Source organism: Acetobacter sicerae (genome assembly GCF_011516765.1).
Lineage (GTDB): Bacteria > Pseudomonadota > Alphaproteobacteria > Acetobacterales > Acetobacteraceae > Acetobacter > Acetobacter sicerae.
Genome location: NZ_JAAABN010000001.1, coordinates 71,222 through 97,060, shown reverse-complemented (window position 1 = coordinate 97,060; position 25,839 = coordinate 71,222). Strand labels below are relative to the sequence as shown.

The window sequence follows — 25,839 nt, the reverse complement described above, 5'->3', positions numbered from 1 at the left end:
GAGGCAAATTTAAGACACTATTTCAGGAAACAAGCCGGTCGAGCAAGCAAAAAATTTGTCACATTTCATAAAATGCATAAAAGGGGTTGTGTCCTGAAAAATGCGGTGTTATTAGCCCGCTCACACCGACGGAACACGGTTTCAACACTGAGTTCTGATCCCTGCTGGGGGATAGTTTAGCGGTAGAACTACCGGCTCTGACCCGGTCAGCCCTGGTTCGAATCCAGGTCCCCCAGCCATTTATTTTTCCATTGAAATATCTGGCCAAAATCTTCTCCCAATCATGATACGGTTGAAGTTTTTCGCCCGCAGCAGCTTAGCCAGTCTGGCGCTTTCGTAGCACCATCCTTTTCGTGGTCAGTCTATTCGTTGAAGAACCGAAACTCTGGCGTTCTATGCCCCCTTATCTGAGGCTGATACAGCATAGAGAGGGTTGGAACAGGTTTTCAGAATGCTATCGCCAGCCCAGCAGAGGCCGGATCGAAGCTAAAAAATTTCTGAGTCTGTTCAATAAGAGCGATACCTTCCTTCGATCTGAAAGTATGAACAGGCAGAGCGTTTGCAAAATATGCAGACATTACGAAACTATATGAGCGTCACTGCCCTTCAGTAGCAAAAAATATCATGACGCACACAATAATGTTTTAAAAAATAGACAGAAGACGCTGAGAGTGGTGAAAAGTGTTTTGTTGTCATGACACCATCTTATGGCGCAGAACTATACGCACTCTGCGAAAAGAATAACGTCTCAACGTGTTACGGTTGGTTAGCACGCTAAAACTCTTTTTGAAGATAGTTATTGGTGCAATTATCGCTTTACCATTTCCTGCGCTCTTCTCCGTGACATCAAAAATGTCTGAAAGCGATAATAGCGCTAAACCTTACATGACGGCAAAAAACGCCACATTTACATAAAATCTTGAAGCAGACGAAGTAATAGTCACAACATTCGTCGGCTCCATTTTAACTACCTCTGGGTGATAGCCCTATCCATGCAAGGTCATCATTACCATTTGCATCACCCATCATCCCACCTGCTGGGTTGCATTACGCTCCTCAACACATGGTGGCATTCAAAAGAAACTATCTGTCCGTTAAAGTTTTCAGGAATGCTATAATCGCGGCTCGCTCATCTTCCGTCATGGCAGGCTTCTCACCAGCCTTACGGTCAAATGGCGCATCCAATGTGTCGAGGTTCTGACGATATTTATCTGGAATATCGTTATATTTCTGAACTTTCTTGTTTTTGCCCCGCGGATAAAACCTGGAAGGCTCCAGATCACGCAAAGCATAGAAGTTCAGCACTTCCTCAAGGGAATGAAAGACACCATTATGGAAAAACACATGCCGGGTTGCTGAATTCCGCAAAGTCGGCGTCGCAAACATACCGCAATACAGACTGAGGGTTGTCCGACCATCCGGCTGACGGTCGCATACACCCAGATCAAAATAGGCAGGATCATGATTCATCGTGATCTGCATGTTTCGTGGGGCGCCAAGCGCTTCATACTGATGATCAGTAAAAACCGGCGGCAGGCGGTTTCCTGACACTGTATCGATATGGCAGGCCGCACAATTTCCTTTTTGAGGATCATTGAATGCCAGATAGCCAGCACGCTCGATCGGCGTGAAGTTTTCCTTGCCTTCAAGCCAGCCATCAAACTTGCTGTTATAACGGTGAAACGCAGGATCTTCGATCTGATAACGAGCCAGAGCAAACATTGCTTCGGCCAGAAGGAACGAAGGAGAGGCTTGACCCGCGATACCGGCCAACTGCTTGAGATCGGCCGTATAGGGTGCGTTACTGATGCGTTCGATCACCTTCTGCGGTGAAGAAGCCATTTCGGCGGGATCATAAAGAGGACCAAGCACCTGCTGTTGCAGGGTATCAGCACGCCCATCCCAGAAAAGACCACCCTGCGGTACAAGGTTTCCGGCGGATGCCGCGTTGTTGGTGGCGCTTTTGCCGCCACGCTCAGCACCACCTACATTAGCGACGATGGCGGGAGCCGCCTCGCTTGTAGGATCATCCAGACCAATACTGAAATTCGGACGCCGTTCGGCATAGGTCAGCGTAGGGATCGCTCGCCTGCCCTGCTTGTTCAGCTGTATTCCACCGGAAAAAACCGGAGAATCTCCTGATGGGGCATAATGGTTTGTCGGTTCATGGCACGAAGCGCAGGAAAGCTTTCCTGAGCCGGACAGAAGCGGATCATTGAATATCTGCTTGCCGATCAAAGCCATTTGCGAAAGTGGCTGCACTTTTGGCTTCAGCATCTCCACAGGACAGGGATTGCTGCCGTCAGACGCTGGAAGGCAGGAACCTGTTCCGGCCTGAGCCAGAACAGGTGTCGCCCATAAGAGCGTAAGCAAACTGATGCAGCCCAGAACGGGCTGCATCGAACGGGAGAGATTAGACATACTGAGACAGGAACGACCAGATTGCAGCCAGCAGGCCGGAAAGACCGCTGTTTGACGAACTCTGATTGGAGGAAGAGTTGTTGCTGTTTCCACCGAACGGAGAGTCGTCACCATGAGAAGACGAACCGTTATGACCATTGCCCGAGATCTGTCCCGAACGAATGTCACCAGTATCCGGATCAAGGATCAGCTGATCCGTGTTCGAACGACCGTTGAAGTCAAACAGATCGTCGATCTTCCCTGCCGTCGCATCAAACGAACCCTGACCAAGGCGCTTGCCACCAAGCCAGTTGTCTTCGATGAAACGGACGATGGAAGCCTGTGTCACCAGAGTATGGCTGACATGGTTGGTCTTGGCCCAGGGTGAGATTGCGATCAGAGGAACGCGCGTGCCCGGTCCGCAACGACCGTTGACAGCTTTGCCTTCAACACCTTTCGGAGCTGTGCCCGAACCGCAGACGCCTGCACCGTTCAGCTGGTCAGCCGATGAGTCAAACGAACCGTGTGTCGGAGCGACATAAGCGTGATCATACCAGCCGTCTGAGTCGTCATAAGCGATCAGGATGGCTGTGTCTTTCCACTCAGGCAGCTTCTGCAGGAGGTTGACCACATCGACCACACCAACCTGCTCGTCAAGCGGATCGGAATAACCGGCGTGACCATCCTGATAGGCTGGCAGTTTTACGAAAGAAACTGCCGGAAGATTGCCCGCTTTGGCGGTCTTGTAGAAGTCCTTCAGGTCGTATTCGTGGTTGGCCGGATCTTTCTTGGAAGTTCCCGGAATGTAGGTGTAACCGATCGACTTGACGGAGTGCGGACGGGCGTGCGTCGGGTTCGACGTGCTCTCGTAATACTGGAACCAGTTGTGATGCGGAATATAATCCGCAACGTTTTCGGACACGATGGTGGAATAGGTCGTCCGCTTACAGCCGGTCGATCCGTCCGTGTTGCTCAGGGTCAGGTCGAAACCGCCCATGAAGCCGCCCCAGGTGATGCCGCGCTCATTGAGCAGGTCACCAATGTTACGACCCGTCATCATGCCCTGATTGGTCGTGGATGAGCAGGCGTCATAGCCTGGATCGATGTCATTGATCATCGTCCAGCCGCCCTGACCGTCAGAGATATAGGCGGAAGATTTCTCTTTTGTGGAAGGGCTCTGCGTGGTCGCAATCAGCTTCAGACCATTGGTCTGACCGGACACGACTTCCAGCGCACCCGGTGTCGACGGACCGTAGGTGTCGGTGAAAGCGTTGTCGCTCATTGAGAAGCGCTGGGCATAACGCCAGTAAGCGGTGACGGTGTTGCCGTCGTAATAACCCAGAACCTGACCTTTGGTGCCGAAAGCGCCGACGCCACCGGATGAACCAGCACCGGTATAGAGCGGGAACAGATCCATGGCGCCATTGTTATAGGCCATCTGCTCGGCCGTATAAGCATGGTTCTGATCGGCCGTGCTGGCCTGTGTGCGATCAAGACGGAAAGGAAGCGCAGCACCCGTACCATTGGCTGTGTTGGTGTTGGGGTTCTGCTGCAGCAGGTTGCTGGTCTGCAGGTTGTTTACCGCCGGTGTGCCGCGTTGCGCGCGGAAGCTCGGCTCACCGGTCGGGTTGGCAGCCTTGGGGTATGTTGCGAAATAATGATCGAAGGAGACGTTCTCCTGATAGATCACAACAAGATGCTTGATGGGGGTTCTTGTCTGGGACGTATTCCCGGAAGAACTGGACTGCTGCTGACCGCCAGACCAGATATTCCAGTCACTTGCGTGGCCGGATACTGGGGAAAAGACGGACAGGGACAGCAGAGTTGAGAGTGCAAGCCGCGTGCGCTTTACAAACACGTCACGGAACCTTTCTTTTCGCACGGCATGACCGGCTGTCGAAGGAATCTGGATCATCTGAATACCACTCCGATCAACCAGCCCCGGCTGGGGTGGTGGAAACAGGGCGTTAAGTAAATGAAAGATTTTTCATGTAGTGTTATCATTTTGTGAAAGACACGCGTCTGAAACAAATTGCAGTATTTCAAAGCAGACTTCACCACGTCAGATGCGAATCAGGACCGCCCGCATTCATGACGCGCGCCGTTGTCTCCTTAACTTTTTCAGGAACAGGAGGCACTGCACGTTTTGAAAACATGATTGAAATCCTCTTTGTTTTCTCACCCTGAGCAAGATTGACCCCGGCAGGATCAATGGACGCAATCGTCCAGTCGTTCACCTTTTCATTCCCGGTCAGAACGACACTTTTCCCCTCACCCTTGTCCGGTTTGAAAATTGCTTTCCACATACCGGCATGACCTGAAATGCCGACAAGATGGAATTCACCATTTTCTTCATGAGGAACGCCTTTGCGCCGTCGATCCGGCTCAAAAAGAGGACGATCGAGAATTTTATTGACGTCTTCGCTGATTTCTCCGGAATCTGCAGACGCAGATCCAGAGGTGTCAGCCTCGACAGCCTGTTGCGCAAAAGCTGGCCAACACATCAACCAGACCAGAGCGACACCTCCAGCCACCTTCAAAGACAGACCTGATCTGACCGTCACAACAGAACCTTTTTCAAAGAGAAAAGAAGGAGATGTTAAACTCTCCAACCTGACCTGTGCTGCTCAGGCTGACTGGAACTGCTCCGCCACCAACTGTTTCTGCCCCATAACGGCGCGCCGAAAGAAACAACAATGAATAAATGATGACCGTTTCGTTGCGCCCCAGGAACGCTGCCCTCCCCATTTCACCTCGCCTCCGCACCACTGAGCAACGGGCGAATCATCATCGTTGGCCAGCTCCTGCCCGGAGCAAGGAAACGCACCTGAATCCTGACCAGAAGAGGCAGATACGGGCTGTTCCAGGTCGGCTGCCAGACATGACGGCCACCTTGCAGACCATAATAGGAAAAATCGATCGCACTTATGCCGCGTGCCAGAATCTCTTCATGCAAAGCTTCCGCCTGCTCAGGGCAGTTCGCCCGCCGATAGGGCTGCCAACGCACAACAAGTTCGTGGTGCGCATCCATCCCGAATGCCGCCTCGACTTCCTTTTCATAGCCGTTTTTCTCCGGAAGCCACGCTATGACGCGTAACCGGTCGGCCAGACCGGAAAACCTGCCCGCTCCGCCATTGTCCGGAATATCGGCCCGCTCAATCAGCCGCCGCAATGCGTCCTCAATCCCCTGCCCGTCCATTTCATCATCGTGACGATGCTCGGCCATGGCCCACCCATGCGTGCCGACCCCAATCCCCTCCCACAAGGCGACCGACAGCAGACCGAAAACCACTGTCACAACAAGGATTTCAAGAAGCGTAAAGCCGTCGTCCTTCATTCCTGCACCGATGGACGCACCGCCCTGCTTGTCAGAGTCACAGATCGCCCGGTTCCATCCTGATGAATCTGTACGGAAATGGAAAACAGCCCGACCCTGTCACCACCGCCCTTGGTGGGCGCATCCGCAATCTGACGAATTTCGACATCCGAATGATAATGCCCTTCCAGATCATAGCTTTGTGAGCCCGGGCGCATGGAAAGCGTGGACAGCACACCCGCAAGCTGCGATCTGGCCAGCGAGGTCGCGTAAAGATCCCGCTGGGCGCGACCGCCACTCGCCAGCCCCGCCTCCAGCGATCCAAGCATCGCCGCCAGAGCAAAACCGGAAATCATCAGGGCAATGATGACCTCCAGCAGCGTAAAGCCCTTTTCCTCCCGTCTCGACAAACCCATCAGATCAGCCCTCATCGGCTTCAATACGGCCCGTGACGGGACTGACCCTGATCAGACAAAGATGTTTTCCCAACGTCACGACGAGCGAGGGACCGGAGACGCCGCCATCCGCCGTGAAACGGTAATCGCCACGCTGAAGAAAACCACCGCTGGGTTTTGGCAGCAGAATCCTTGCCGGCCCTGAAATCCGGCGCACCTGCGGGATGTGATCATGCACGGTGACAATCTGGGAGGTCGGCGTATTCACCTCCAGCATGACGGTATCGCCTGTAGTTTCGGAAAGCATCTGCGCTTCATACAGACTGTCCAGCACGCGTGACCGGGCGGTGGCGAAGGTGAGCGCGTCGCTCTTCATCGGTCCCCGTTCCAGAGCCATGCCCATCAGCAGCCCCGCGATCACCAGCACCACCATGATTTCAAGCAATGTGAAACCAGCCTCTGATGATCGGGATGTTTCATCAGTGTGCGAGGTCATTAAGGCTCAGCATGGCGAGGAGAAGCGCCGACACGATACCCGCCACCAGAACACCCATGATGATGGTGATGGCAGGAACAAGAATGGCGAGAAGACGCTGGATGGTGACGCGACTGGCTTCCTCATGAATATCGGCCGAGCGCAAGGCGATGGGAGCCAGTTGTGCGGTCTCTTCACCCACCTTGAGAAAGTGCGTCATCGTTTCAGGAAAGATTTTGGTGCGCTCAAGTGAAAAAGCGAGACTGCGTCCTTCCCGCACATCCCGCGTCGCTTCCGACAGACAGAGCGCACCAGCAGAATTGCTGATGACACCTTCCGTTATGCGAAGCGCACCGACCAGCGGCACGCCGTTGCGCATCAATGTGCCGAGCGTCCGGGTGAACTGCGCCGCCATGATCTCACTCAGCAACGTCCCGATCACCGGAACCCGCAACAGAAACCTGTCCGTCGCCAGCCTGACAGCAGGTTTCCGCAGGGCAATCCGCACACACGCAACCAGCACCACGCCCGCCACAAGCAGCAGCATGCCCCACGCTGTCAGAAAATCTCCAGCCGCAATCACAATCTTTGTCGCCAGAGGCAGGGACGCGCCATTTTCCTCAAACAGCGGCACGAACTGCGGCAGAACATGGGTCAGCAGCAGGGCGATGGAAAAAACCGACGCGACAATCAGCACAACCGGATAGATCATTGCGGACTGCACGGTCGCTTTCAGCTTGCGCTCACGCTCCAGCAGATCCGACAGCCGCAGCAGCGCATCTCCCAGGGCGCCGCCCGCCTCGCCGGCCCTCACCAGCCCGACATAGAGCTTCGAGAAAATCGCGGGCATGGTTTCCAGCGCATCAGCGAAGGCTTCACCGTCACGCACACGATCACGCAAGGCCCCGATGACCCGTCCATTCCGTGGTCCAACAGCCGTTTCACCAAGAAAACGCAGGGCCCGGTCAAGATCCAGACCTGCCGTCAGCATCGTCGCCAGCTTGCGGGTAAAATCCGCAACTTCGCCGGATTTGAGGCGCAGATCTTTCTTGCGGCCGAGAAGCGAGAGAATCTCGCCCGCAAGCGCCCCGCCGCGTGTCGCTGGCGCGATCTTCATGACCATCAGATTCTGACGACGCAGACGGCTGGTAACCTGCGTCTCCGAATTCGCCGTCATCTCACCATGGACGACATGACCTTCCGCGTTGACCGCCTGATAACGCCAGACTTCCGGACCTGTTGTGTCAGCCAGTGTGGACGTCATTCGTCATGCCCGACGATACGGCTGATTTCTTCAAGCGACGTCTCACCCTTCAGGGCGGCCTGCAAACCGGCATGGAACATGGTCTTCATGCCCTCCGCCACAGCAGCACGCTCGATTTCCGAATGATCCGCACCGGAGAGAATCAGACGTGTCACCTCACGCGAAGGCTGAAGGAATTCCGCGACAGCGCTTCGTCCCTTGTAGCCCGTCTGGCGGCAATGCGCGCAGCCGACCGGATGCCACAAGGTATGTCGCGTCTGCTGATCCAGCCCCAATCGCGCCGCCAGTTCCGGAGACACGTCCTCCGGACGGCGACACTCCTGACAGAGCCGCCGTACGAGCCGTTGGGCCAGAATCCCGCGCAGAACGGCGGTCAGAAGATAGTCCTCCAGCCCCATGTCCCGCAGTCGGGTGACGGCGGCGGCGGCGGAGTTCGTATGCAGCGTCGAAAGCACCAGATGACCGGTCAGGGCCGCCTGCACGGCGATCTGCGCTGTCTCGATATCCCGGATTTCACCGACCATGATGACATCCGGGTCCTGTCGCAGAATGGCGCGCAGGAAACTGGCGAAGGTCAGCCCGATGGACGGCCGGATCTGAAGCTGATTGATCCCCGCGAGCTGGTACTCGATCGGGTCTTCCACCGTCATCACATTGCGTTCGGAGGAATTGAGGCCGGCCAGACCTGTATAAAGCGTCGTGGTCTTTCCCGAACCGGTCGGCCCCGTCACCAGAACGATGCCATTCGGTGTTTCCAGCGCCTCGCGAAAAGACGAGATAATTTCGGGAGCAAGGCCAAGGCGATTGTAATCGAAGCTGACGGTCGTGCGATCGAGCACACGTAGCACAGCAATTTCGCCATGCAGCGACGGCACCGTCGAGACACGGAAATCCACTTCATGCCCGCGCACCGCCAGCTTGATACGGCCGTCCTGCGGCAGACGACGCTCCGCAATATCGAGCCGCGCCATGATCTTGATACGGGAAATGAGCGCCGCCGTCAGACGCGGGCTCTGGCTATCCACCTCATGCAGCACGCCGTCATAACGGTAACGGACCAGCAGACGGTCCTCGAACGGCTCGATGTGGATGTCGGACGCTCTGGTCTCCACGGCCCGGAAGATGATCTGGTTCACCAGACGAATGATCGGCGCTTCACTGGCGAGATCCTTCAGACGGTCTGTATCGTCCTCGGCGGCCTCCCCCTCATCAGCCAGAGGTTCGCCGTCGCCCTCTCCGTCCTCTTCGCCTTCCGGATAGAGACGATTGAGAGTCGCTTCGATATCCGCTGACCGCGCTACTTCCCGCACCACCTGACACCCGGTCGCCAGAGCGGCAGCCCCGGCGGTGAAGGAATCCAGCGGGTCCGCCATGACCAGATGCAGGGTTCTGCCCTCGCAGGAAAGCGGAACAGCCCGGGCCTGTCGCAAAAACCGCCCCCCCAACTGGTGCGGCATCACGGGTTCGACGATAGCGCCCATACGCGCCGTATCCAGCACCTCCGTGCCAAGCATGGTGGCGTAGGTGCGCGACAGATCGGTTTCACTGACAAGGCCAAGCTGGAGCAGCACCTGCGCCAGCGACTGTCCGGTTTCCTCGGAAACCATGCGAGAGCGCTCAAGAGCGCGGGCATCACAGACTCCCCGATCGAGAAGGGCTGTTTCCAGATCCATCGCTTCAGCCTGCATGATGACGCCTCGATGTGTCAGACAGGAGGACACCCATCATCGGCCTGTCCAAAACGAGTTGCTCAACCGGGGGCAATTCGCCACTGTCGCGCCACCATGATGTCCCTCGCTCCCGTCGTCCCTTTTGCCATCGCGCCTTTTATCGGCAGTTTTCTGGGCGTGCTTGTGCGGCGTATCCCACGCGGCGAATCCTTCGCGATGGGACGTTCGCACTGCGAGGACTGCCAGACGGTCCTGAAGCCGCATGAGATGATCCCGGTCCTGTCCTACCTGTTGCAGAAAGGGAAATGCCGGAGCTGCGGCAGCCGGATTGATCCGCATCATCTCAGGATCGAACTCACGGCGCTTGCCGTTCCTGCCTGCGTGATCGCCACGCGCCTGCTGGCAGTTCATGAGCAGGGGTTTCCGCTGGCAGATGCTGACTTCTCGTTGCCGCTTCTGTTGGCCGACTGCTTGCTCGGCTGGATGTTGCTGGCGCTCGCGTGGATTGATCGCATCTGCATGAGGCTGCCGGATATCCTGACATTGCCGCTGTTGCTCGCCGGTCTGGCGGAAGGATTTGTGAATGGCGGCGCAGACAGTCTGCTGGACCGCACGCTCGCCGCCGCCTGTGGCTGGGGCCTGTTCGCGCTGGTGGCGTACGGATACCGCGCCCTTCGTGGACGTTCAGGACTGGGCGGCGGAGACGTGAAACTGCTGGCGGCAGGCGGTGCGTGGGTTGGTCTGGCCGCCCTGCCGATCGTGGTGGTGATGGCGTCCGCGTTCGGCATCGTGATTGCGCTTGCAACCACTCTTCGCGCACGACGCTTCAGCATGACGGTCATGATTCCTTTCGGCCCCTGTCTGGCAGCCGCCATATGGCTGGCGCGGCTGACGTTGACAGCGCAATAAACGGCGCACCCCGAAAACAGGCTGCGTCAGGAAATCTGATTACATGAGACAGGAGTATGAAAACCAGACCGCCCGTTAACGTGTCATAAATCTATAACACTCCGCCCCTGTCCTCCTTTCGGAAGACAATGGTATGGCATCACGCATTCTCCGTCGGCCGCCCGAACAGGATCCTTGCGCCAGGTGCTTCCGCCCCACACCACAGCTTCTCCGAGCCGTTCATGACGGGACAGACGTCGTCCTCGCGGCTGTTGCACGAGTGCGTCCGATGGTGGCGCGACCGTATGACGGAAATCCTTCCCGCAGCGCTCTCGCTCAAGCCCCGAAAGACCATCCGGCTTGAGATCGGTCCGGATGGAACGCTCGATCCTGCCGACGTGGCCACCTGCCGTGAAGAACTCCCGACGCCCCGTTCAGGCTGGCTGCCGCAGCCGCGCAGCCCGGACATTGCACTGGTTCTGCCACAGGGCGGCATTCTCTCGCGTGACGTGCCTCTCCCGCGTGTCGCCGCCAGCAACGCAGCCCGCACCATCGGTTACGATCTCGACCGACTGACGCCATTCCGACAGGACGATGTCCTGTGGAGCGTCCAGCGCAAACCGGTCGTCGAACGCGGCGAGCAGATCATTTTCAGACTGCTGGTCGTCCCCCGCTTTCTTGTCTCCTCCGCGTTGGACACACTCAGTCAGGCTGGCATCAGCCCAACCTGTGTCAGCATGGACACGACCTCTGACGCGCCACTCACCATCCCGCTGGGAAAAACAGCCCGAAAAAGCCATCCGATCGGGCGTGTGCTGGCCATCTGTGCCGCAATCCTTGTGGCGGCACCGTTTATCTCCCAGCAGATCACCCTGTTTCGTCTGCACCACGCCATTAACGCCCTGAGTGACGGACGCACGCAGGCCGAGGATATCCGTCGGAGGATCACAGCATTCACGGCGGCGCCAGCCGCTCTGGCGCGTGAGGAGCATCGCATCGGCTCCCCCCTGCATATTATCGGCACACTGACAGACGCCTTGCCGGACGGGACTTTTCTGACCGCCATGCATATCCATGAACGTCACGTCACCATGGAGGGAGAGTCCGCGCAGGCAACCAGACTGATCGGCGTTCTCGAGCACGACGCGGCGTTCTCGGACGCAGCCTTCTCCGGGCCGGTCACACGCTCGGAGAACAAGCAGATGGACGTCTTCACCATCAACGCCAAAGCGCCGGGTTGAGACGCCAGTGTCAGTAAATCTCTCTCATCTTCCCGCCCATTTACCGGAAGGACGCCCCGGACGGCTTCTGGCGCTCGCCATTACATTCCTGTTTGTCCTGATCGCATGGTCTCTTGTCTCCGGACTGCTGGGCTTCCACTCACGGGAAGAAGCGAGCATTGCGGATCAGAGGGATATCCTCGCCCACACACAGGCGCTGGTAGACAACATTCCCGCCCTGAAGGAGCGCTACGAACAGGCCGCGCACAATGCCAACGGGGACTCTCCGCTGCTTGCCGAAAGCTCCCGTGAAACGGCGCTCGCCCGCCTGCAGGAAATCGTGCACGACGCCGCACGGGGCGTGCAGGTCGAACCAACCAGCATGGAACCCCTGCCCATCGTCCATAGCGGGCCTTTCGAACATCTTGGCGTACGCATTTCTCTCACCACCAGCTGGAGCGCTCTGGTCAGACTTCTCGACACGCTTTCAGCCAGCACGACGCCCCATCTACTGGTCGATGATGTTCAGGTTCAGGCGGCAGGCACATCCTCAGCCGACGAAGCCACTCAGGGTCGGACAATCGACGCCTCTCTGACCATTCTCGCCCTGCGTGATTCCCGGTCCGATGCAAAGAGCACTGCCGGTCGTTCCAATACGGCCGACACCACGAGCCAGCCATGAACGTCTGTGACAACGGGCTCCTGCCCTCATGATGGCGGTCCGTTCTGCTGCATCAGTCGCCGCCACATAGAAGCGCTGACGTGAAGACGAAACGCACTATTCCTTCCCATCCCGGCCGCAGTGACGAGGATGGCTTTGCTCTCCTGCTGGTGCTGTGGACGCTCGGCTTTCTCTCGCTGATCGGCGCTCAGGCGCTTGTGCTTGGAAAGTCCGGCCTCCGTCTGAAGGCATCCACACTCCAGAAAGCACAGATGGAGACCACGGCGGATGCAGCGATCACGACGGAGCTGTTTTCGATCAGCACAGGACAGTCTCCACCACGTCCGGCATGGCGCTCCGGCCCGGACGATGGCGAGATCACAGTCAGCGTCAGCAGCCATGCCGATAACGACCACATCAACCCGAACGTCGCCGGTCAGACGCTTCTGTCATCACTACTGACGATTTCAGGCATTTCGAGCGATCAGGCCAATTTTCTGGCCGCCAGCATCATGGCCTGGCGCATGCCCGGCTATAAAGGCGAATCAACCACACCCGGTCAGGCTGCCTGCACATCTTCAGGGCAGCCTTTTCATACCTTTGAGGATCTTCAGGCCGTGCCGGGTATGACGCCCGCCATCCTTTCCCGCATCAAACCGCATCTTTCTTTTGCACAGCTTCACCTTCCTGATCAGACAAGCCATGATCCCGTCGTCAGACAGGCGATGCTCCACTCCGGCGTTTCCATGGGAGCGGATCAGAAGCCGGACGACACCGGCCTCGAAGAAGAAGCGCTGATTATGGTGGATGCGGTGGCTTCAAGAAAAATGGCCCGCATGAACCGCCATGCGGAGGTGATCCTGATGCCGGAAGCGCGGCCGGTGCCCTGGAAAGTCGTGCGTTGGGAGACGGTTACACGTTAGACCCGCTAAAGCGCCTTATGCAGCCGGACGTGAAAATCGGCTGCATATCGCAGAAAATCTCATACAAAAAATGTAACCGCTCTACGAAACAGGGTGCAAGTCCATGATCCTGTCCCTAGGATAACGCCATGAACATGCTCGCCCCTTCACGACCAAGGATGAGCGTCGAAATCGTCTTCGATTTCGTCTGCCCCTGGTGCTGCATGGGCATCCGACGGCTGATCGGTGTTTTCAGGCAGCGTCTGGACATTGAAACACACTACATATGGCGACCTTTTCTACTTAATCCGACGCCGCAGAACGATGGAATAGACTTTAACGACTATCTGGAATCCCGACACGGCAGCAGGGAACGGGCGGACCGGCTTTTACGTCTGATCGAAATGCAGGCGCATGAATTCGACTGCTCCATTCACTTCGATCGCATTCATCATGTTCCCAACACGATGAATGCGCACCGCCTGATCGAATGGGCCTCCGCCCGGGGTGACTGCAACTCACTCGTTCTCGCCATTTTCGAAGCCTTTTTCCAGAACGGCGATGACATCGGCAATCCGGGTGTGCTGGCGGAAATCGCATCGCGTCAGGGCTTCGATCATGATCTGGCGCTTCATTTTCTCAGCGGCCAGACCCTTGTCGGCACGGTGACCGCCGGACAGATTCAGGCCCAGAAAGCGGGTATCAACGGCGTGCCATCCTTTATTATCGAAGGCCTCGCCCTGACAGGCGTCCATGACGCCCCTGCCCTGAACAGACTCATGGATGCAGCGATGTGGGTCAGCGGCCGCCACGAAGATCTCCGATTCGGCGCTCCACGCATGTCGTCGTTCTCTCAGCGGGCCTGAAGACCGGCATCCTCTTCGCTCTGCGCCTCGCGGGCAAAGCGTTGGGCCAGTATGGCGCAGACGAAAAGCTGAATCTGATGGTACAGCATCAGCGGCAGCACCACGAGGCCAACGCTTGAGGCGGGAAACAGGACATTCGCCATCGGCACGCCGGACGCCAGTGTCTTCTTGGAGCCGCAGAATACGATCGCAACCTCATCAGCGCGGGGATACCCAAGCAGACGGCTCCCGACCATCGTGAAGATCAGCACAAAAGCCAGCAGAACGCTGTCCACAAGCGCGATCAGGCCAAGCTGCGAAAGCGGCAGGGTATGCCAGAGCCCCTGCACGATAGCCTCACTGAACGCCGAATAGACCACCACGAGAATTGAGCCGCGATCCGAGAAGGAGAGCAGCTTCTTGTGCCGCCGCGCCCAGTCGCCGATCCACGGCTGAAGCAGCTGACCGAGTATGAACGGCAGCAACAGCTGAAACACGATGTCCAGCGCCCCCCCTGATTTTGAACCTTCCTTGGCGAGAATAAGCCCGACCAGCAGCGGCGTTATGAATATGCCGAGAATATTGGAAGCCGTCGCCGAACAGACTGCGGCGGGAACATTGCCCTTGCCGATGGAAGTGAAGGCGATCGAGGACTGCACGGTGGAAGGCAGGCAGCACAGAAACAGCACGCCGGTCCACACATCAGGATGCAGCAGGCCCGGAGCAAGCGCATGAAGCGTGAGACCCAGCACCGGAAACAGGACAAACGTGCAGGCAAGAATCGTGAGATGCAGTTTCCAGGCCGTCAGACCGCTGAGGACCGCCGTGCGGGAGAGCCTTGCGCCCTGAAGGAAGAACATCAACGCAATCAGCGCGATCGCCAGATCCTTGAAGAAGGGAACGGCGGCTCCTTGGGCGGGAGCGACGGTCGCAATGCCGAGCGTCGCCAGCAGGCTGACAAGAAAGGGATCCAGCTTGAACGGCATCGGATGGTCTTCCAATGTGAAAAGATAGAAAGATTCAGGTGTTACAGCGCAGGCACAGATTGCGCATACGGATCACTTGCGCCACTTTTAAGATCACATGAAGCACTTATCCACTCACTCCCTTCTCCGCCGCCACTCTCTCTGGCAGATGACGGCCTCCGCTCTTGGATTTACCGCCGCACTCTGGGGCGCCGCACCAGCGCTTGCCGCCAGCGTTCCTGCCGGATGCGCCACGATCCATCATGAAAACGCGGGCAGTGGTGAAGATCATGCCGCCTTCAGTCACATTACAGTGACGTTTCCGGGTGATAGCGGCACACTGACCGCCGCAGGCCAGACTCTGACAGGCACGACCGGCTCCGCAGGCGATGTGGCGGACGCCTCTTCCGTGTTGCTGCTGGCAGCCCTGACAGGCCATCACAATGCCGCCTGCTCACAATGGCTGGAGACCGAGGGCAAGGTGGCTCAGGCCAGCCTCGCCGCGGGCCATGCGCTCAAGCTGGCGTGGACTTCCGCCACGGTGAAACGGGGCGCCCTGCATGTGTCCATGGCCGGCGCCGGACTGGCCATCAGCGGCACGGGAAGCAACGCCACAGCCGCCCTGACTTTCAGTGGCGTCGCCACCAGCGGCACCTCCGCAACCTCCCTGATCCCGTCCTCCGCACAGGCGTCCTTCTCTCTCCCCACCAATGAACTGGCCAGCCTGATGGCCGCCACGGCCGGCAAGTCCACCCAGCTTCCCGCCGTGCATGTCACCATTCAGTCCCTGTCAGCCAAACGGGATACGGTCGAACTTTCCGGCAACGGACGCGCCACCCTGACCGGTGAACATGAGAGCGCTTCGGCAAGCGGCCATCTGGAAATCAGGGACATCGGCACCCTCATCCAGAAGGCGCAACAGGATTCCCAGACAAAGATTGCCGCCGCTCTGGTGCTGGCCCGGATTGTCAGCCACAAGAGTGGTGACAGCAATACATGGGACACGAACTGGGAAGGCGGAATCCTGACCGTGAACGGTGTTCCTCTTCCTCTCAGATAGAGATAAGAGCGTTGCGCACCCGGCAAATTGCATGGGGTCGCATCCTTCGCCATGCTTGAGCCATATATTCCGGCGATTCTGTTCGCCACCGTCCTCGTGACAGGAGATATCCTATGCGGGCTCGCCGCCTGACCCGGCTTTTTCTTTCTTCCACTGTGATGGTGGGGATCCTTGGCCTTTCCACCGTCGGTCATGCCGCCGACAGCAGCACCGAGCAGACGCTGGTCGACAAGGCCACTCTGGCGGTTCAGGATATTTTCACGGGCGCAAAAACCACGGATCGCGTCTATCGCTATCTGGGACAGGCACGGGCCGTGATGGTCTGTCCTTCCATCTTCCGCATGTCGGTGGGCATCGGCGGTTCCGGAGGTGGGTGTCTGCTTCTTTCCCGCGACGCCCGCGGCTCATGGTCCGACCCGGCTTTCTACAGGTTTGGCTCAGGGTCCATCGGCTTCCAGTTTGGCGTTCAGTCCTCGGAGATGATGTTCTTCGTGATGAGCGACCGGGGACTGCAGGCGCTGCTTGATAGTCAGTTCCAGTTCGGCGCCAATGCGGCGGCTTCCTTTGCGTCAATGGGCAGCGGCATTGAAAGCGGCACCGCAGGACGTTCCAACACCGACATCATGGCGCTGCAGAAGTCGGAAGGTCTGTTTGCTGGCGTCGCGCTCAGTGGCGCCAAGCTGACAGTCGATAGTGACGCAAACCGCGCCTACTATAACCAGATTGTCGGACCGACCGAGATTGTGATCTCCATGCGGGTGAACAACGCTGGAGCCGACCCGCTGCGGGCCATCCTGACCCGTTACAACAGCGCAGCCACGGCGGCGACCACTGCCAATCCGACCGTCGGCAGCAGTTCTTCCTCCACAGACACCACTGCCACGGGTGACGCGCAACTCACCCCGTATAACAGCGCGCCTGTGGTCAACAGCGGTAGCGGTATCCAGAGCCAGTCCCTCGCTCCGGTGAAATCCCAGTCAAAGGGCTATTAAAGCCGTCAAAAGTGGTTCGAGGCTCCCATGGCGTTGAGTCCACGAACCACTTTTGAGTTTTGAGGCAGCAATCGGCCAGCGCCTTATGGTGAATGAGCCGGTTCCGCAGGCTGCCTGTCCTGCGGCCTGTTACGAAACGCCGAAACATTCCGGTTATGCTCGTCAAGCGACGACGCAAAGTGACTGCCGCCTGAGCCTGTCGCCACAAAATACAGTTCGTCGCCCGGAGCCGGGTGCGCCACGGCCTGCAATGCCGCAAGCCCTGGCGAGCAGATCGGTCCCGGCGGCAATCCCGTATTCACGTATGTATTATAGGGACTCTGGATCGCCAGATCTGAATGGACCAGAGGGCGTCCCAACGGTCCCGCGCCACCATTCAGCGCATAGACAGTCGTCGGATCAGACTGAAGCTTCATGCCCCTGCTGAGACGATTCAGAAAGACCCGCGCGATACGAGGCCGCTCTTCCGGCAAACCAGTCTCCTTCTCCACCATGGAAGCAAGCGTCACCAGTTGCGCAGGATCAGAGAGACCGATCGACGGATCGCGACCTTTCCAGACGGTCTCGACCTGTCGCTGCATGGCCTGCTTCATTCTGGCGACAAGCGCGGCACGATCTGAATCACGTAGATAGCTGTATGTCTCCGGAAGAGCCTCGCCCTCGCCTAAACCCGCGACACTCCCCTTCAGAAAAGGAGCCGCCTGAACGAGCGCCGTAATCTGGCTGGCGGTCAGCCCTTCCGGAATGGTCAACTGATGCAGCACCGGCTTCCCATGACGCAACACGGACAGCACATCCCGCATGGAAGCATGGGCCGGAAACATCAGTTCCGCCGCATGGAGCTGCCCTTCATGCCGGGTCAGCGCGATGGCGGCGCGAAAAACATAGTCATCAATCCCATTCGCGGACAGCGCGTGTCCCAGCTGTAGAGCCGTAATCGTGCTGGCATATCCGCCGTGGGGAATATCCAGTGCGGTCGGCGCAGGCAGCGGACCGGGCGCGGTATAGCGCCACCATCCGGATCCTGCGACCGCCCCACCTGTCAATATGACAGCCGCCAACACTCCAGCGCCAACCCGCAGCCAGGAACGACGCTTCTTCGCAGGAGCAGCCCGTTTTTTCTTTTGAGCCGCCACGGTTCAGCTCTGAACGGCGCTCACCGACCACGACGCCGACCATTCCCGACCGGGCTGAACAGTCACCACGCCCGGCTTGTCGCGGAACTCCCCCTTGAAGCCATGTGGTGTGGCGTATCCCTGCCATGGCTCGATACACAGAAACTCAGCACCCGGTTTGGTCCAGACGCCCAGCTCGGGAAATCCATGCCATGACACACGCAGAGCCAGCCCGCCCGGACGCCCGAACGTCACGGAACGGCTTCTGATCCGGTCGAAGATGATCGCGTCCTCGACAAACAGATCGTCCCGAAGAGACAGCTCAGTCCCTTCGACAGGCGTCGGACGAGGCGCGGGATCGAGCAGACCGCCTTCAAGACGACGGATGGGTTCAGGCTCAGGTTCTTCAAAAGTCAGACGATAGTCTTCGCGCTTTCCGCCTTTATCCAGAGGCCAGCGAAAGGCAGGATGCGCTCCCAGTGAAAAGGGAAGCTCCCTGCCCTCTTCCATGTTGCGTACAGTATAGAGAACCGTCAGTTTTCCATCGCTGATCTGATAGGTCAGCCACAGACGAAACCGGAACGGAAAGACGGCCAGCGTCTGATCGTCCGCTTCCAGCGACAGGGTGCAACTGTCAGGCTTCTGCTCGACCCACCGAAAGAGGCAGTCGCGGGCAAAGCCATGCTGCGTCATGCGATACGACTTGCCGTCGATGGTCGCCCGGTCATCAGGAAGACGCCCCACAATCGGAAACAGCACAGGCGAGTGCCGCCGCCATGCCGGGCCAGCGTTCCAGAGCACATCAGCGCCATCTGGTAGCGTCAGGGAAACCAGTTCGGCTCCCTGAGCAGACACTGTCGCTGTGAGTTTTTCATCACCGAACACAAACCGGTCAGTGTTCATCTGGGCATCTCCGAAAATCTTTCCCTTTTTATAGAAAGATTTCCGGAGCTTCGCAAAAAAGGACAACAGCCTCAGTCGTCAGCCAGCCGGTCCCGTGGAGGCTGGGCCGAACGCCCGGTGATCTGCGTCGCCGCCGACCCTCTGCCCGACAGGGACGGATGGGTCATGAACCATTCATGCGCAGAGAACGGCTTGCTGCCCGGATCAAGACGACGCCAGACCCCTGTCTTCTCCAGAATCCAGGAATTCAGGTTGTCCTTGAGGTCGGTCACCATGATCTGATCCAGCACCTGCGCATGGACCGTCGGATTGGTGATCGGCACCAGACTTTCCACACGCCAGTCCATGTTGCGTGTCATCCAGTCAGCCGAGGAGATGAACACCTTGGCGGACCGCGAAGGCAGACGATGGCCGTTTCCGAACGCATAGATACGCGCATGTTCAAGGAAACGCCCGACAATCGACTTGATACGGATGTTCTCCGACAGGCCCGGCACGCCCGGCCGCAGGCAGCACATGCCGCGCACGACACCCATGATTTTCACACCGGCGCAGGACGCCTCGTACAGCTTGTCGATCAGCTTCGGATCAACCAGCGCGTTCATCTTCAGCCAGATATGCCCCGGACGCCCCTGACGGACATGCTCGATCTCTTCGTCAATCAGGTGATTCAATGTCTTGCGACAGGTCAGGGGCGAGAAGGCGATTGCCTCCATTTTCGCCGGTCTGGCGTAGCCGGTGACATAATTGAACAGACGCGCCGAATCACGCACCAGCTCAGGATTGCAGGTGAAGAAAGAAAGATCCGTGTAAATCTTGGCCGTGATCGGGTGATAGTTGCCCGTCCCGAAGTGGGCGTAGGAACGGACGGTCCCGCCTTCCCTGCGCACGACAAGGCTCAGCTTGGCATGGGTCTTGAGGTCCGAGAAACCGAACACCACCTGCACGCCCGCAGCCTCAAGCGCGCGGGAGAGGCGGATGTTCGCTTCCTCGTCAAACCGGGCCCGCAGTTCCACCATCGCGGTTACGGACTTGCCCGCCTCGGCCGCCTCGATCAGCGCCTTGACGATCGGGCTGTCCCGAGACGTGCGATACAGCGTCTGCTTGATGGCGATCACGTTCGGATCAAGCGCCGCCTGACGCAGGAACTGCACCACCACGTCGAAACTCTCGAACGGATGATGAACGATCAGATCCTTGGCGCGGATGGCGGCGAAGCAGTCGCCAGCGTAATCGACAATCCGCTCCGGAAAACGCGGCGTGTAGGGAGGGAACAGAAGGTCGGGGCGGTCATCCACGATCATCTGCTTCAGATCGACCACACCGATCATGCCGGAATGAACGGAGACCTCTTCCGGCGGCAGATCAAGCTCATCGACAATCGCATCGACAAGACCACGCGGCACGCTTTCCTGCATGTCAACATGGATCACCACGCCCCGACGACGCTGTTTCAGCGCCGTTTCATAGGAACGGACAAGGTCTTCCGCCTCATCCTCGAACTCGACATCGGTGTCACGGATCACGCGCACCGTACCGCTTTCCACGACCGCCAGCCCCGGATAGAGCCGATCAATGCACAGCTTGATCAGGTCTTCCAGCAGCACGAACCGCACGGATGGCGGCTTGCCCGGCAGCGAAGGCAACCGGATGAAACGGTCCACCTGCGCGGGCAGCAGGATCAGGCCATTCATGACGAACGCGCCGGTTTCCTCGGACACAAGGCTCAGACCGAGCGCAAGCCCCATGTTTGGAATGAACGGCAGCGGATGCGCGGGATCGACAGCCAGCGGCGTGAGGACCGGAAAGACCCGGTCCATGAAAAAATCTGACAGCCAGAGACGGTCGTCATCGTCGAGCTGTTCCAGACCGCACAGCGTCACGTCCGCTTCGGCCAGAAGATCCCGCAGATGAACCCAGATACGCTGCTGCTCGCGGAAAAGCTGCACACAGCGCTCCCGCACCGCCGCTAACTGAAGGGAGGGCGTCAGCCCGTCGGGGGAAAGCGAAACCAGCCCTTCCCGCACCTGCCCCACCAGACCGGCGACACGCACGGAGTAGAACTCGTCGAGATTGCTGGCGCTGATGGAGAGAAAGCGCAGACGCTCCAGCAGGGGGTTGCGCGGGTTGTCAGCTTCCTCAACCACACGCTGGTTGAAGGCGAGCCATGACAGTTCGCGATTGATGAAACGATCAGGAGATGTAGTGGTGATTTCAACCGGCGCAGGCGCAGCCTTCCGCGTCCGGCTGCGCGCAACCGCTGTGCCTGTCTGCGCCTTGGCGGCTGTTGCGGTTTTCCGACGAGTGCCCTGCGATCTGGCGGACGCAGGCGCACGGGTTCCCTTCACGCGACGGCCCACTCCTCGCGTTCTGTTTCCCTCATGCTCCGACAAAGTGCTCTCCTGTGCGACTGTGATTCAGCGCAATAACTGTCTGCGTGTTATTTTATGCGGGCCAAATGGTATGAGCCCTTCATTCTTTTGTCATATGACAATTTAAGAACATATGCAGGGAAGATTTCCCGGCCGTCAGTTCGTGCGGTCCGTCACTCGCTCAGATCCGCCAGCAGACGCGTGGCCGCCCGCAGATCGAAAGGCTGTCCCGAGGCAAGGGTCACCGCGTCAATACGACTGACCGCATCCTCTATCACCGAAGCCTCCCGCGGCAGGCGCTGCAACAGCCAGTCCGTGATCTGCCGGGGCACAACCAGCTGGCGCTCAGCCAGCAGACGAAGCATCAGCCGGTGAAGCAGCACATCCTCCGCAGGTCCGACCTCCACGGTCATCGTCGCCCGCAAACGACTGCACAGATCAGGCAGCGTGACCGTCCACAGGCTCGGCGGCGTGCGCGCCACCATGAGAAGCGGCATCCGGCGCTCGCGGGAAGTGTTGATGATCCGTAGCAGCGCCAGTTCGTCCAGCCCCTGCTCAGGCAGCGCATCAAGCGCCAGCGCGTGAGGTGCGCGCTCCAGCAATGTCGCAATATCGGGCAGCCCCTGGGCCGCATCCACGATCATCGCATCGTTGCGCTGCGCCCACACCCGCAGCAGATGCGTCTTGCCACGTCCCTGACCGCCCCAGAGAGCCAGCCGGTTCTCCGACCAGTTTTTTTCCGCATCGGTTGCAAACAGCCACGTCCGCGCCGCCGCATTCGAACGCCCGGACACGAATCCCGTCTCGTCAAAACGGCGCTTATGCCCGAACGGCAGCGGTAGCTGACGCATCTGCTCCGGCCTTTTTTCGCCCAAACCGGGCTGACCGGGGCGTTCTGGATCATAAACCTGTTCCGTCACCGCTATGCGCGCCGCCCCGCCTGCCTTAAAGAGTGCTCATAAACCTGATACCGTAAACGTCCCGGATGTTCGACCCTCACCTGTCGAGACCATCCCACAGCCCAGAACGAGCCGACGCCATGAACGCATCTACCCCGGAAACCTCACAGAGCGCTTCTTCCAGGGGTCTCACCTATCGCGAGGCCGGAGTGGACATCGAAGCAGGCGACGCCCTTGTCGAGGCGATCAAGCCTGCCGCCAAGGCCACGACCCGCACGGGCGTCATGGGCGGACTGGGCGGCTTCGGCGCACTGTTCGACCTCAAGGCCGCCGGTTTCACCGATCCGGTCCTCGTCTCCTGCACGGACGGCGTGGGCACCAAGCTGAACCTCGCCATCGACAGCGGCCTGCATGACACGGTCGGCATCGATCTGGTCGCCATGTGCGTCAACGACCTCGTTGTTCAGGGCGCGGAACCGCTGTTCTTTCTCGACTATTTCGCCACCGGCAAGCTGGCTGTCGAAGACGCCGCCAAGGTTGTGAAAGGCATTGCCGAAGGCTGCCGCCTGTCCGGCTGCGCCCTTGTCGGCGGCGAGACCGCGGAAATGCCCGGCATGTATGCGCCCGGTCATTATGATCTCGCCGGCTTCTCCGTCGGCGCCGCCGAACGCGGCAAGCTGCTGCCGGGCGAGATCCGTGCCGGTGACGCCCTGATCGGCCTCGTCTCCAGCGGCGTGCATTCCAACGGCTTCTCGCTGGTACGTCGCATCCTGTCCGCTGCCGGTCTGAAACTTGACGACGCAGCCCCATTCGCACCGGGCCAGACACTCGCACAGGCGTTGATGACGCCGACGAAACTCTACGTGTCGCAGGTTCTCGACCTGCATCGCGAGGGCCTGCTGAGCGGCGCGGCCCACATCACCGGCGGCGGCCTGCCCGGCAACCTGCCGCGCGTGCTGCCCAACGGCGTGAAAGCCGTGATCGACGGTCCGTGGGCCCCTGCCCCGGTCTTCGGCTGGCTGGCGAAAACCGGCAACGTCGCCACCGAGGAAATGCTGCGCGTGTTCAACTGCGGTATCGGTATGGTGCTGATCACGTCGAAGCCGGATGTCGTCATGGAACGTCTGAGCAGGATGGGTGAAACACCGATCGTCCTCGGACAGGTCGAAGCCGCTGCTGACGCAAACCCCGCTCCCACACTGGAGATGGCTGTCTCCCCGGACTTTTCCTGGTCCTGAGGCATTCTGACGTGAGCATCCGCAAGACCCCGATCGCCATCCTCATCAGCGGACGCGGCAGCAATATGCGCTCGCTGATCGCCGCCTGCGCCGAGCCGGATTTCCCCGCCTCGGTCGAACTTGTCCTCAGCAACAAAGAGGATGCAGGGGGGCTGGATTACGCCCGCTCCCTTGGCCTGCGGGCCGAAGCGGTGCCGCACAGGGCTTTCGGCAAGGATCGGGAGGCACATGAACGCGCCATCGACGCCAGACTGAAAGAAGCCGGGATCGAGTTTATCTGCCTTGCGGGCTACATGCGCCTGCTTACACCGTTCCTGACGGACGCATGGGCCGGGCGGATGATCAACATCCACCCCAGCCTGCTACCACTCTTCCCCGGCACGCATACCCATGAACGCGCGCTGGAAGCCGGCGTCCGCATCCACGGCTGCACGGTCCATCATGTGACCGCCGGAATGGACGAAGGACCGATCATCGCGCAGGCGGCCGTCCCCGTCTTCCCGAAAGAAGATACTGCGGACGATCTCGCCGCCCGCGTGCTGGTGCAGGAACATGTGCTTTATCCTGCGGCCTTAAAGGCAGTACTGGCTGGGACTGGCGGCTGCGCTTCCAACGAAGACCGGCTGCTGGTGGTGTGACATAATTACGGGAAGCTTTTGGATTGTTTTACAAGATGACCGCTTTCCACGATGTGTTCAGTTATGGAAAGCGGCCATTTACATACGGTACAGGTTGAAAAGCATACTGCCCAACGGCATCAGACCGGCTACACTTCCTGAATACTTAAATCTTGGATGCTGACAGGCAGCCGACTACGACGACGTGCTTTCATGCGACACATTAACCCCTTAGTGGCTTACTTATGCCAGCCCCTTACTTTATTCCTGAATTCGTTCGATGTTGCTTGAGATATATTCTTTGTCTTGATGATGGAATTTTTCTTAGTTTTTCGTTCCCGTTGATTCCCAAAACTTTCTTTAGTTCTAGAGAAAGCGTATCATCAGGTAGTAAAATTTTCCCATCATCAGAAAAAGCAATCAAATAAGCATCAAACGCAGCATCTAAATTTGCAGATAAAAGTAAGCCATTTTCGACATCTAGGCGTTCCAAATTAGTGGAAATTTTCCATGGTTTAATATGGGAGGCCTTTAAAAGAGCTGGTATAGATAAACCAGTAATTGCGCACGAACTATCCCATTTTTTCATTAAGCTCTCTCGAAAACGGCCTTGTCCAATACGAGCCGCAATTATGGCATTTCGTTCTGTAGAAGACTCCGCGTTTATTTGAAGTAAATCTCTTTCTATATCTGTCGTGATATTGCCATTGTGAAGTAATGTATTTACACCCAAACGATTTAATAAATTTGAAAGAGCTTTTGTGTTTAGAACATCCACTTCATATCCAGCTGGTTCATTTGTGTTCTTTTTTACAATACGAAATTTTTGATAAGCAGAGCTTGCCTGTAGTTCTCCAATCATCACGTCAGGTATTGGGTTGCGTTTGAGTTCATCACCAATAATATCGTGGATAACTATAGGGTGCTTGCCTTCAGGCGCTTGTGTAACTGATTTTATATAAAATGATTGTTCGTTGTTTATATCGTATCGATAAGCTTTTTTGTTTACAGGCACTGCATAAGAAATCCCTATGATATCCGACAAATAGCTCATAATTTCATCGCGATGTAGAGGTGTATTGTACATAAAAAATTTCCTTAATTTATTAAGGGACTGGCATAGATAAGCATTGTTTACGACGGGTCACGTAGGCAGTTTAGCCCCTTGAGTTAGGATTTTCAGGAGTTTTGCAGGTGAGCGGATATTGAAGCGCCACTCGCACTCGGCCAGGAAGAGATGGAAGTCCTTGCGTGGTATTCCATTGTATCGCCGCAGATGCCGTTGATATGGTTTCTGCCCAGAGCAAGATGCCTGCTGTGATCAATGCGCTCGTGATGGAATTCCGAGATATCCAGCTTGTCGTAAGCATGCCAGGAATCGCTGTAAACGATTGAATCCGGCTGCACTTTCTTTCGAATGATCGACATCAGCGTCTGATGTCCGGCATTGAGGATCATGACGGCATGGACACCGCCATGCCGTTTCAGCAGGCCGAAGACGGCCACTTTTCCGGCAGCGCCTCGACCTCGTTTTCCTTTGCGATGTCCACCGAAATAGCTCTCATCGACTTCGATTTCACCCGAGACCGGCGGCTGCGACGACGTGCTTTCATATGATAATCAAGCCTTTATTGGCTTACCT

General features: G+C 57.9%; 23 protein-coding genes, 1 tRNA gene and 1 pseudogene. 10 read left to right on the top strand and 15 right to left on the bottom strand.

Features of this window, described 5'->3' with window-relative positions; all coding sequences use genetic code 11:
• Positions 1 to 165 precede the first annotated feature (165 nt).
• Positions 166 to 239 (top strand) — tRNA-Gln (locus tag GVI59_RS00395).
• 844 nt (positions 240 to 1,083) lie between these two features.
• On the opposite strand, the gene GVI59_RS00390 is transcribed toward GVI59_RS00395, so the two are convergent.
• The 8 genes from GVI59_RS00390 to GVI59_RS00355 all read right to left on the bottom strand — a co-directional run bounded on the left by GVI59_RS00390 (position 1,084) and on the right by GVI59_RS00355 (position 9,538).
• Positions 1,084 to 2,421: a cytochrome-c peroxidase gene (locus GVI59_RS00390; RefSeq protein WP_173572336.1), complete on the bottom strand. Its 1,338-nt coding sequence runs from the start codon at positions 2,419 to 2,421 to the stop codon at positions 1,084 to 1,086.
• Positions 2,414 to 4,306 (bottom strand): phospholipase C, encoded by a 1,893-nt coding sequence (locus GVI59_RS00385; RefSeq protein WP_173572710.1) that lies wholly within the window; start codon positions 4,304 to 4,306, stop codon positions 2,414 to 2,416. The genes GVI59_RS00390 and GVI59_RS00385 overlap by 8 nt, the downstream gene beginning before the upstream one ends.
• Before the next feature lie 148 nt (positions 4,307 to 4,454).
• Entirely contained in the window at positions 4,455 to 4,964 is a 510-nt protein-coding gene (locus tag GVI59_RS00380; protein WP_173572335.1) for a hypothetical protein, read from the bottom strand.
• 185 nt (positions 4,965 to 5,149) lie between these two features.
• Positions 5,150 to 5,737, bottom strand: coding sequence for a prepilin-type N-terminal cleavage/methylation domain-containing protein (locus GVI59_RS00375; RefSeq protein ID WP_173572334.1), 588 nt, complete (start codon positions 5,735 to 5,737; stop codon positions 5,150 to 5,152).
• Positions 5,734 to 6,132 carry a type II secretion system protein gene (locus GVI59_RS00370; protein WP_242012848.1) on the bottom strand — a complete coding sequence of 133 codons (399 nt, stop codon included), beginning with the start codon at positions 6,130 to 6,132 and terminating at the stop codon, positions 5,734 to 5,736. Before GVI59_RS00370 ends, GVI59_RS00375 begins: the two co-directional genes overlap by 4 nt.
• A 4-nt stretch (positions 6,133 to 6,136) precedes the next feature.
• Entirely contained in the window at positions 6,137 to 6,607 is a 471-nt protein-coding gene (locus GVI59_RS00365) for a type II secretion system protein (RefSeq protein WP_173572332.1), read from the bottom strand.
• Positions 6,591 to 7,850 carry a type II secretion system F family protein gene (locus tag GVI59_RS00360; RefSeq protein ID WP_173572331.1) on the bottom strand — a complete coding sequence of 420 codons (1,260 nt, stop codon included), beginning with the start codon at positions 7,848 to 7,850 and terminating at the stop codon, positions 6,591 to 6,593. The genes GVI59_RS00365 and GVI59_RS00360 overlap by 17 nt, the downstream gene beginning before the upstream one ends.
• Complete coding sequence (locus GVI59_RS00355; protein ID WP_173572330.1) at positions 7,847 to 9,538, bottom strand: GspE/PulE family protein; 1,692 nt, start codon at positions 9,536 to 9,538, stop codon at positions 7,847 to 7,849. Before GVI59_RS00355 ends, GVI59_RS00360 begins: the two co-directional genes overlap by 4 nt.
• Before the next feature lie 96 nt (positions 9,539 to 9,634).
• Between GVI59_RS00355 and GVI59_RS00350 the strand changes: the two genes are divergently transcribed.
• The 5 genes from GVI59_RS00350 (at position 9,635) to GVI59_RS00330 (ending at position 14,057) form a co-directional block, all read left to right on the top strand.
• The gene (locus tag GVI59_RS00350; protein WP_242012847.1) at positions 9,635 to 10,429 is read left to right on the top strand and encodes a prepilin peptidase; all 795 of its coding nucleotides are present in this window, start codon (positions 9,635 to 9,637) and stop codon (positions 10,427 to 10,429) included.
• A 221-nt stretch (positions 10,430 to 10,650) separates the two neighbouring features.
• Positions 10,651 to 11,649 carry a PilN domain-containing protein gene (locus GVI59_RS00345; RefSeq protein ID WP_242012846.1) on the top strand — a complete coding sequence of 333 codons (999 nt, stop codon included), beginning with the start codon at positions 10,651 to 10,653 and terminating at the stop codon, positions 11,647 to 11,649.
• Positions 11,650 to 11,656: 7 nt separating this feature from the next.
• The gene (gspM, locus tag GVI59_RS00340; RefSeq protein ID WP_173572328.1) at positions 11,657 to 12,310 is read left to right on the top strand and encodes a type II secretion system protein GspM; all 654 of its coding nucleotides are present in this window, start codon (positions 11,657 to 11,659) and stop codon (positions 12,308 to 12,310) included.
• 80 nt (positions 12,311 to 12,390) lie between these two features.
• Positions 12,391 to 13,212 carry a type II secretion system protein GspK gene (locus GVI59_RS00335; protein ID WP_338422042.1) on the top strand — a complete coding sequence of 274 codons (822 nt, stop codon included), beginning with the start codon at positions 12,391 to 12,393 and terminating at the stop codon, positions 13,210 to 13,212.
• A 128-nt stretch (positions 13,213 to 13,340) separates the two neighbouring features.
• Complete coding sequence (locus GVI59_RS00330) at positions 13,341 to 14,057, top strand: DsbA family oxidoreductase (protein WP_173572327.1); 717 nt, start codon at positions 13,341 to 13,343, stop codon at positions 14,055 to 14,057.
• Here the strand turns inward: GVI59_RS00330 and GVI59_RS00325 are convergent.
• Entirely contained in the window at positions 14,045 to 15,022 is a 978-nt protein-coding gene (locus GVI59_RS00325; protein WP_173572326.1) for a bile acid:sodium symporter family protein, read from the bottom strand. The genes GVI59_RS00330 and GVI59_RS00325 overlap by 13 nt on opposite strands.
• Before the next feature lie 97 nt (positions 15,023 to 15,119).
• Here GVI59_RS00325 and GVI59_RS00320 point away from each other — a divergent pair, with 97 nt between their 5' ends.
• Positions 15,120 to 16,061, top strand: a complete 942-nt coding sequence (locus GVI59_RS00320; RefSeq protein ID WP_242012845.1) for a hypothetical protein — start codon at positions 15,120 to 15,122, stop codon at positions 16,059 to 16,061.
• 113 nt (positions 16,062 to 16,174) lie between these two features.
• Complete coding sequence (locus GVI59_RS00315; RefSeq protein ID WP_173572325.1) at positions 16,175 to 17,053, top strand: lipid-binding SYLF domain-containing protein; 879 nt, start codon at positions 16,175 to 16,177, stop codon at positions 17,051 to 17,053.
• A gap of 83 nt (positions 17,054 to 17,136) precedes the next feature.
• Here the strand turns inward: GVI59_RS00315 and mltG are convergent, their stop codons facing one another.
• The 4 genes from mltG to GVI59_RS00295 all read right to left on the bottom strand — a co-directional run bounded on the left by mltG (position 17,137) and on the right by GVI59_RS00295 (position 22,294).
• Entirely contained in the window at positions 17,137 to 18,189 is a 1,053-nt protein-coding gene (gene mltG / locus GVI59_RS00310; protein WP_338422041.1) for an endolytic transglycosylase MltG, read from the bottom strand.
• A gap of 3 nt (positions 18,190 to 18,192) precedes the next feature.
• The gene (locus GVI59_RS00305; RefSeq protein WP_408736588.1) at positions 18,193 to 19,071 is read right to left on the bottom strand and encodes an aldose 1-epimerase family protein; all 879 of its coding nucleotides are present in this window, start codon (positions 19,069 to 19,071) and stop codon (positions 18,193 to 18,195) included.
• Between the two features lie 71 nt (positions 19,072 to 19,142).
• Positions 19,143 to 21,284, bottom strand: a complete 2,142-nt coding sequence (locus GVI59_RS00300; protein ID WP_408736590.1) for an RNA degradosome polyphosphate kinase — start codon at positions 21,282 to 21,284, stop codon at positions 19,143 to 19,145.
• Between the two features lie 332 nt (positions 21,285 to 21,616).
• A complete protein-coding gene (locus tag GVI59_RS00295; protein WP_242012844.1) occupies positions 21,617 to 22,294 on the bottom strand; it encodes a P-loop NTPase family protein in 678 nt (225 codons plus the stop codon).
• 188 nt (positions 22,295 to 22,482) lie between these two features.
• On the opposite strand from GVI59_RS00295, the gene purM reads away from it, so the two are divergent.
• Both purM and purN read left to right on the top strand, forming a co-directional pair.
• Positions 22,483 to 23,580 carry a phosphoribosylformylglycinamidine cyclo-ligase gene (gene purM / locus GVI59_RS00290; protein WP_173572322.1) on the top strand — a complete coding sequence of 366 codons (1,098 nt, stop codon included), beginning with the start codon at positions 22,483 to 22,485 and terminating at the stop codon, positions 23,578 to 23,580.
• An 11-nt stretch (positions 23,581 to 23,591) separates the two neighbouring features.
• Positions 23,592 to 24,218 carry a phosphoribosylglycinamide formyltransferase gene (purN, locus tag GVI59_RS00285; protein WP_173572321.1) on the top strand — a complete coding sequence of 209 codons (627 nt, stop codon included), beginning with the start codon at positions 23,592 to 23,594 and terminating at the stop codon, positions 24,216 to 24,218.
• 235 nt (positions 24,219 to 24,453) lie between these two features.
• On the opposite strand, the gene GVI59_RS00280 is transcribed toward purN, so the two are convergent.
• Complete coding sequence (locus GVI59_RS00280; protein ID WP_173572320.1) at positions 24,454 to 25,284, bottom strand: HNH endonuclease; 831 nt, start codon at positions 25,282 to 25,284, stop codon at positions 24,454 to 24,456.
• A 57-nt stretch (positions 25,285 to 25,341) separates the two neighbouring features.
• Positions 25,342 to 25,817: pseudogene (locus tag GVI59_RS00275) on the bottom strand (IS1595 family transposase); the annotation flags it as partial.
• Positions 25,818 to 25,839 lie beyond the last annotated feature (22 nt).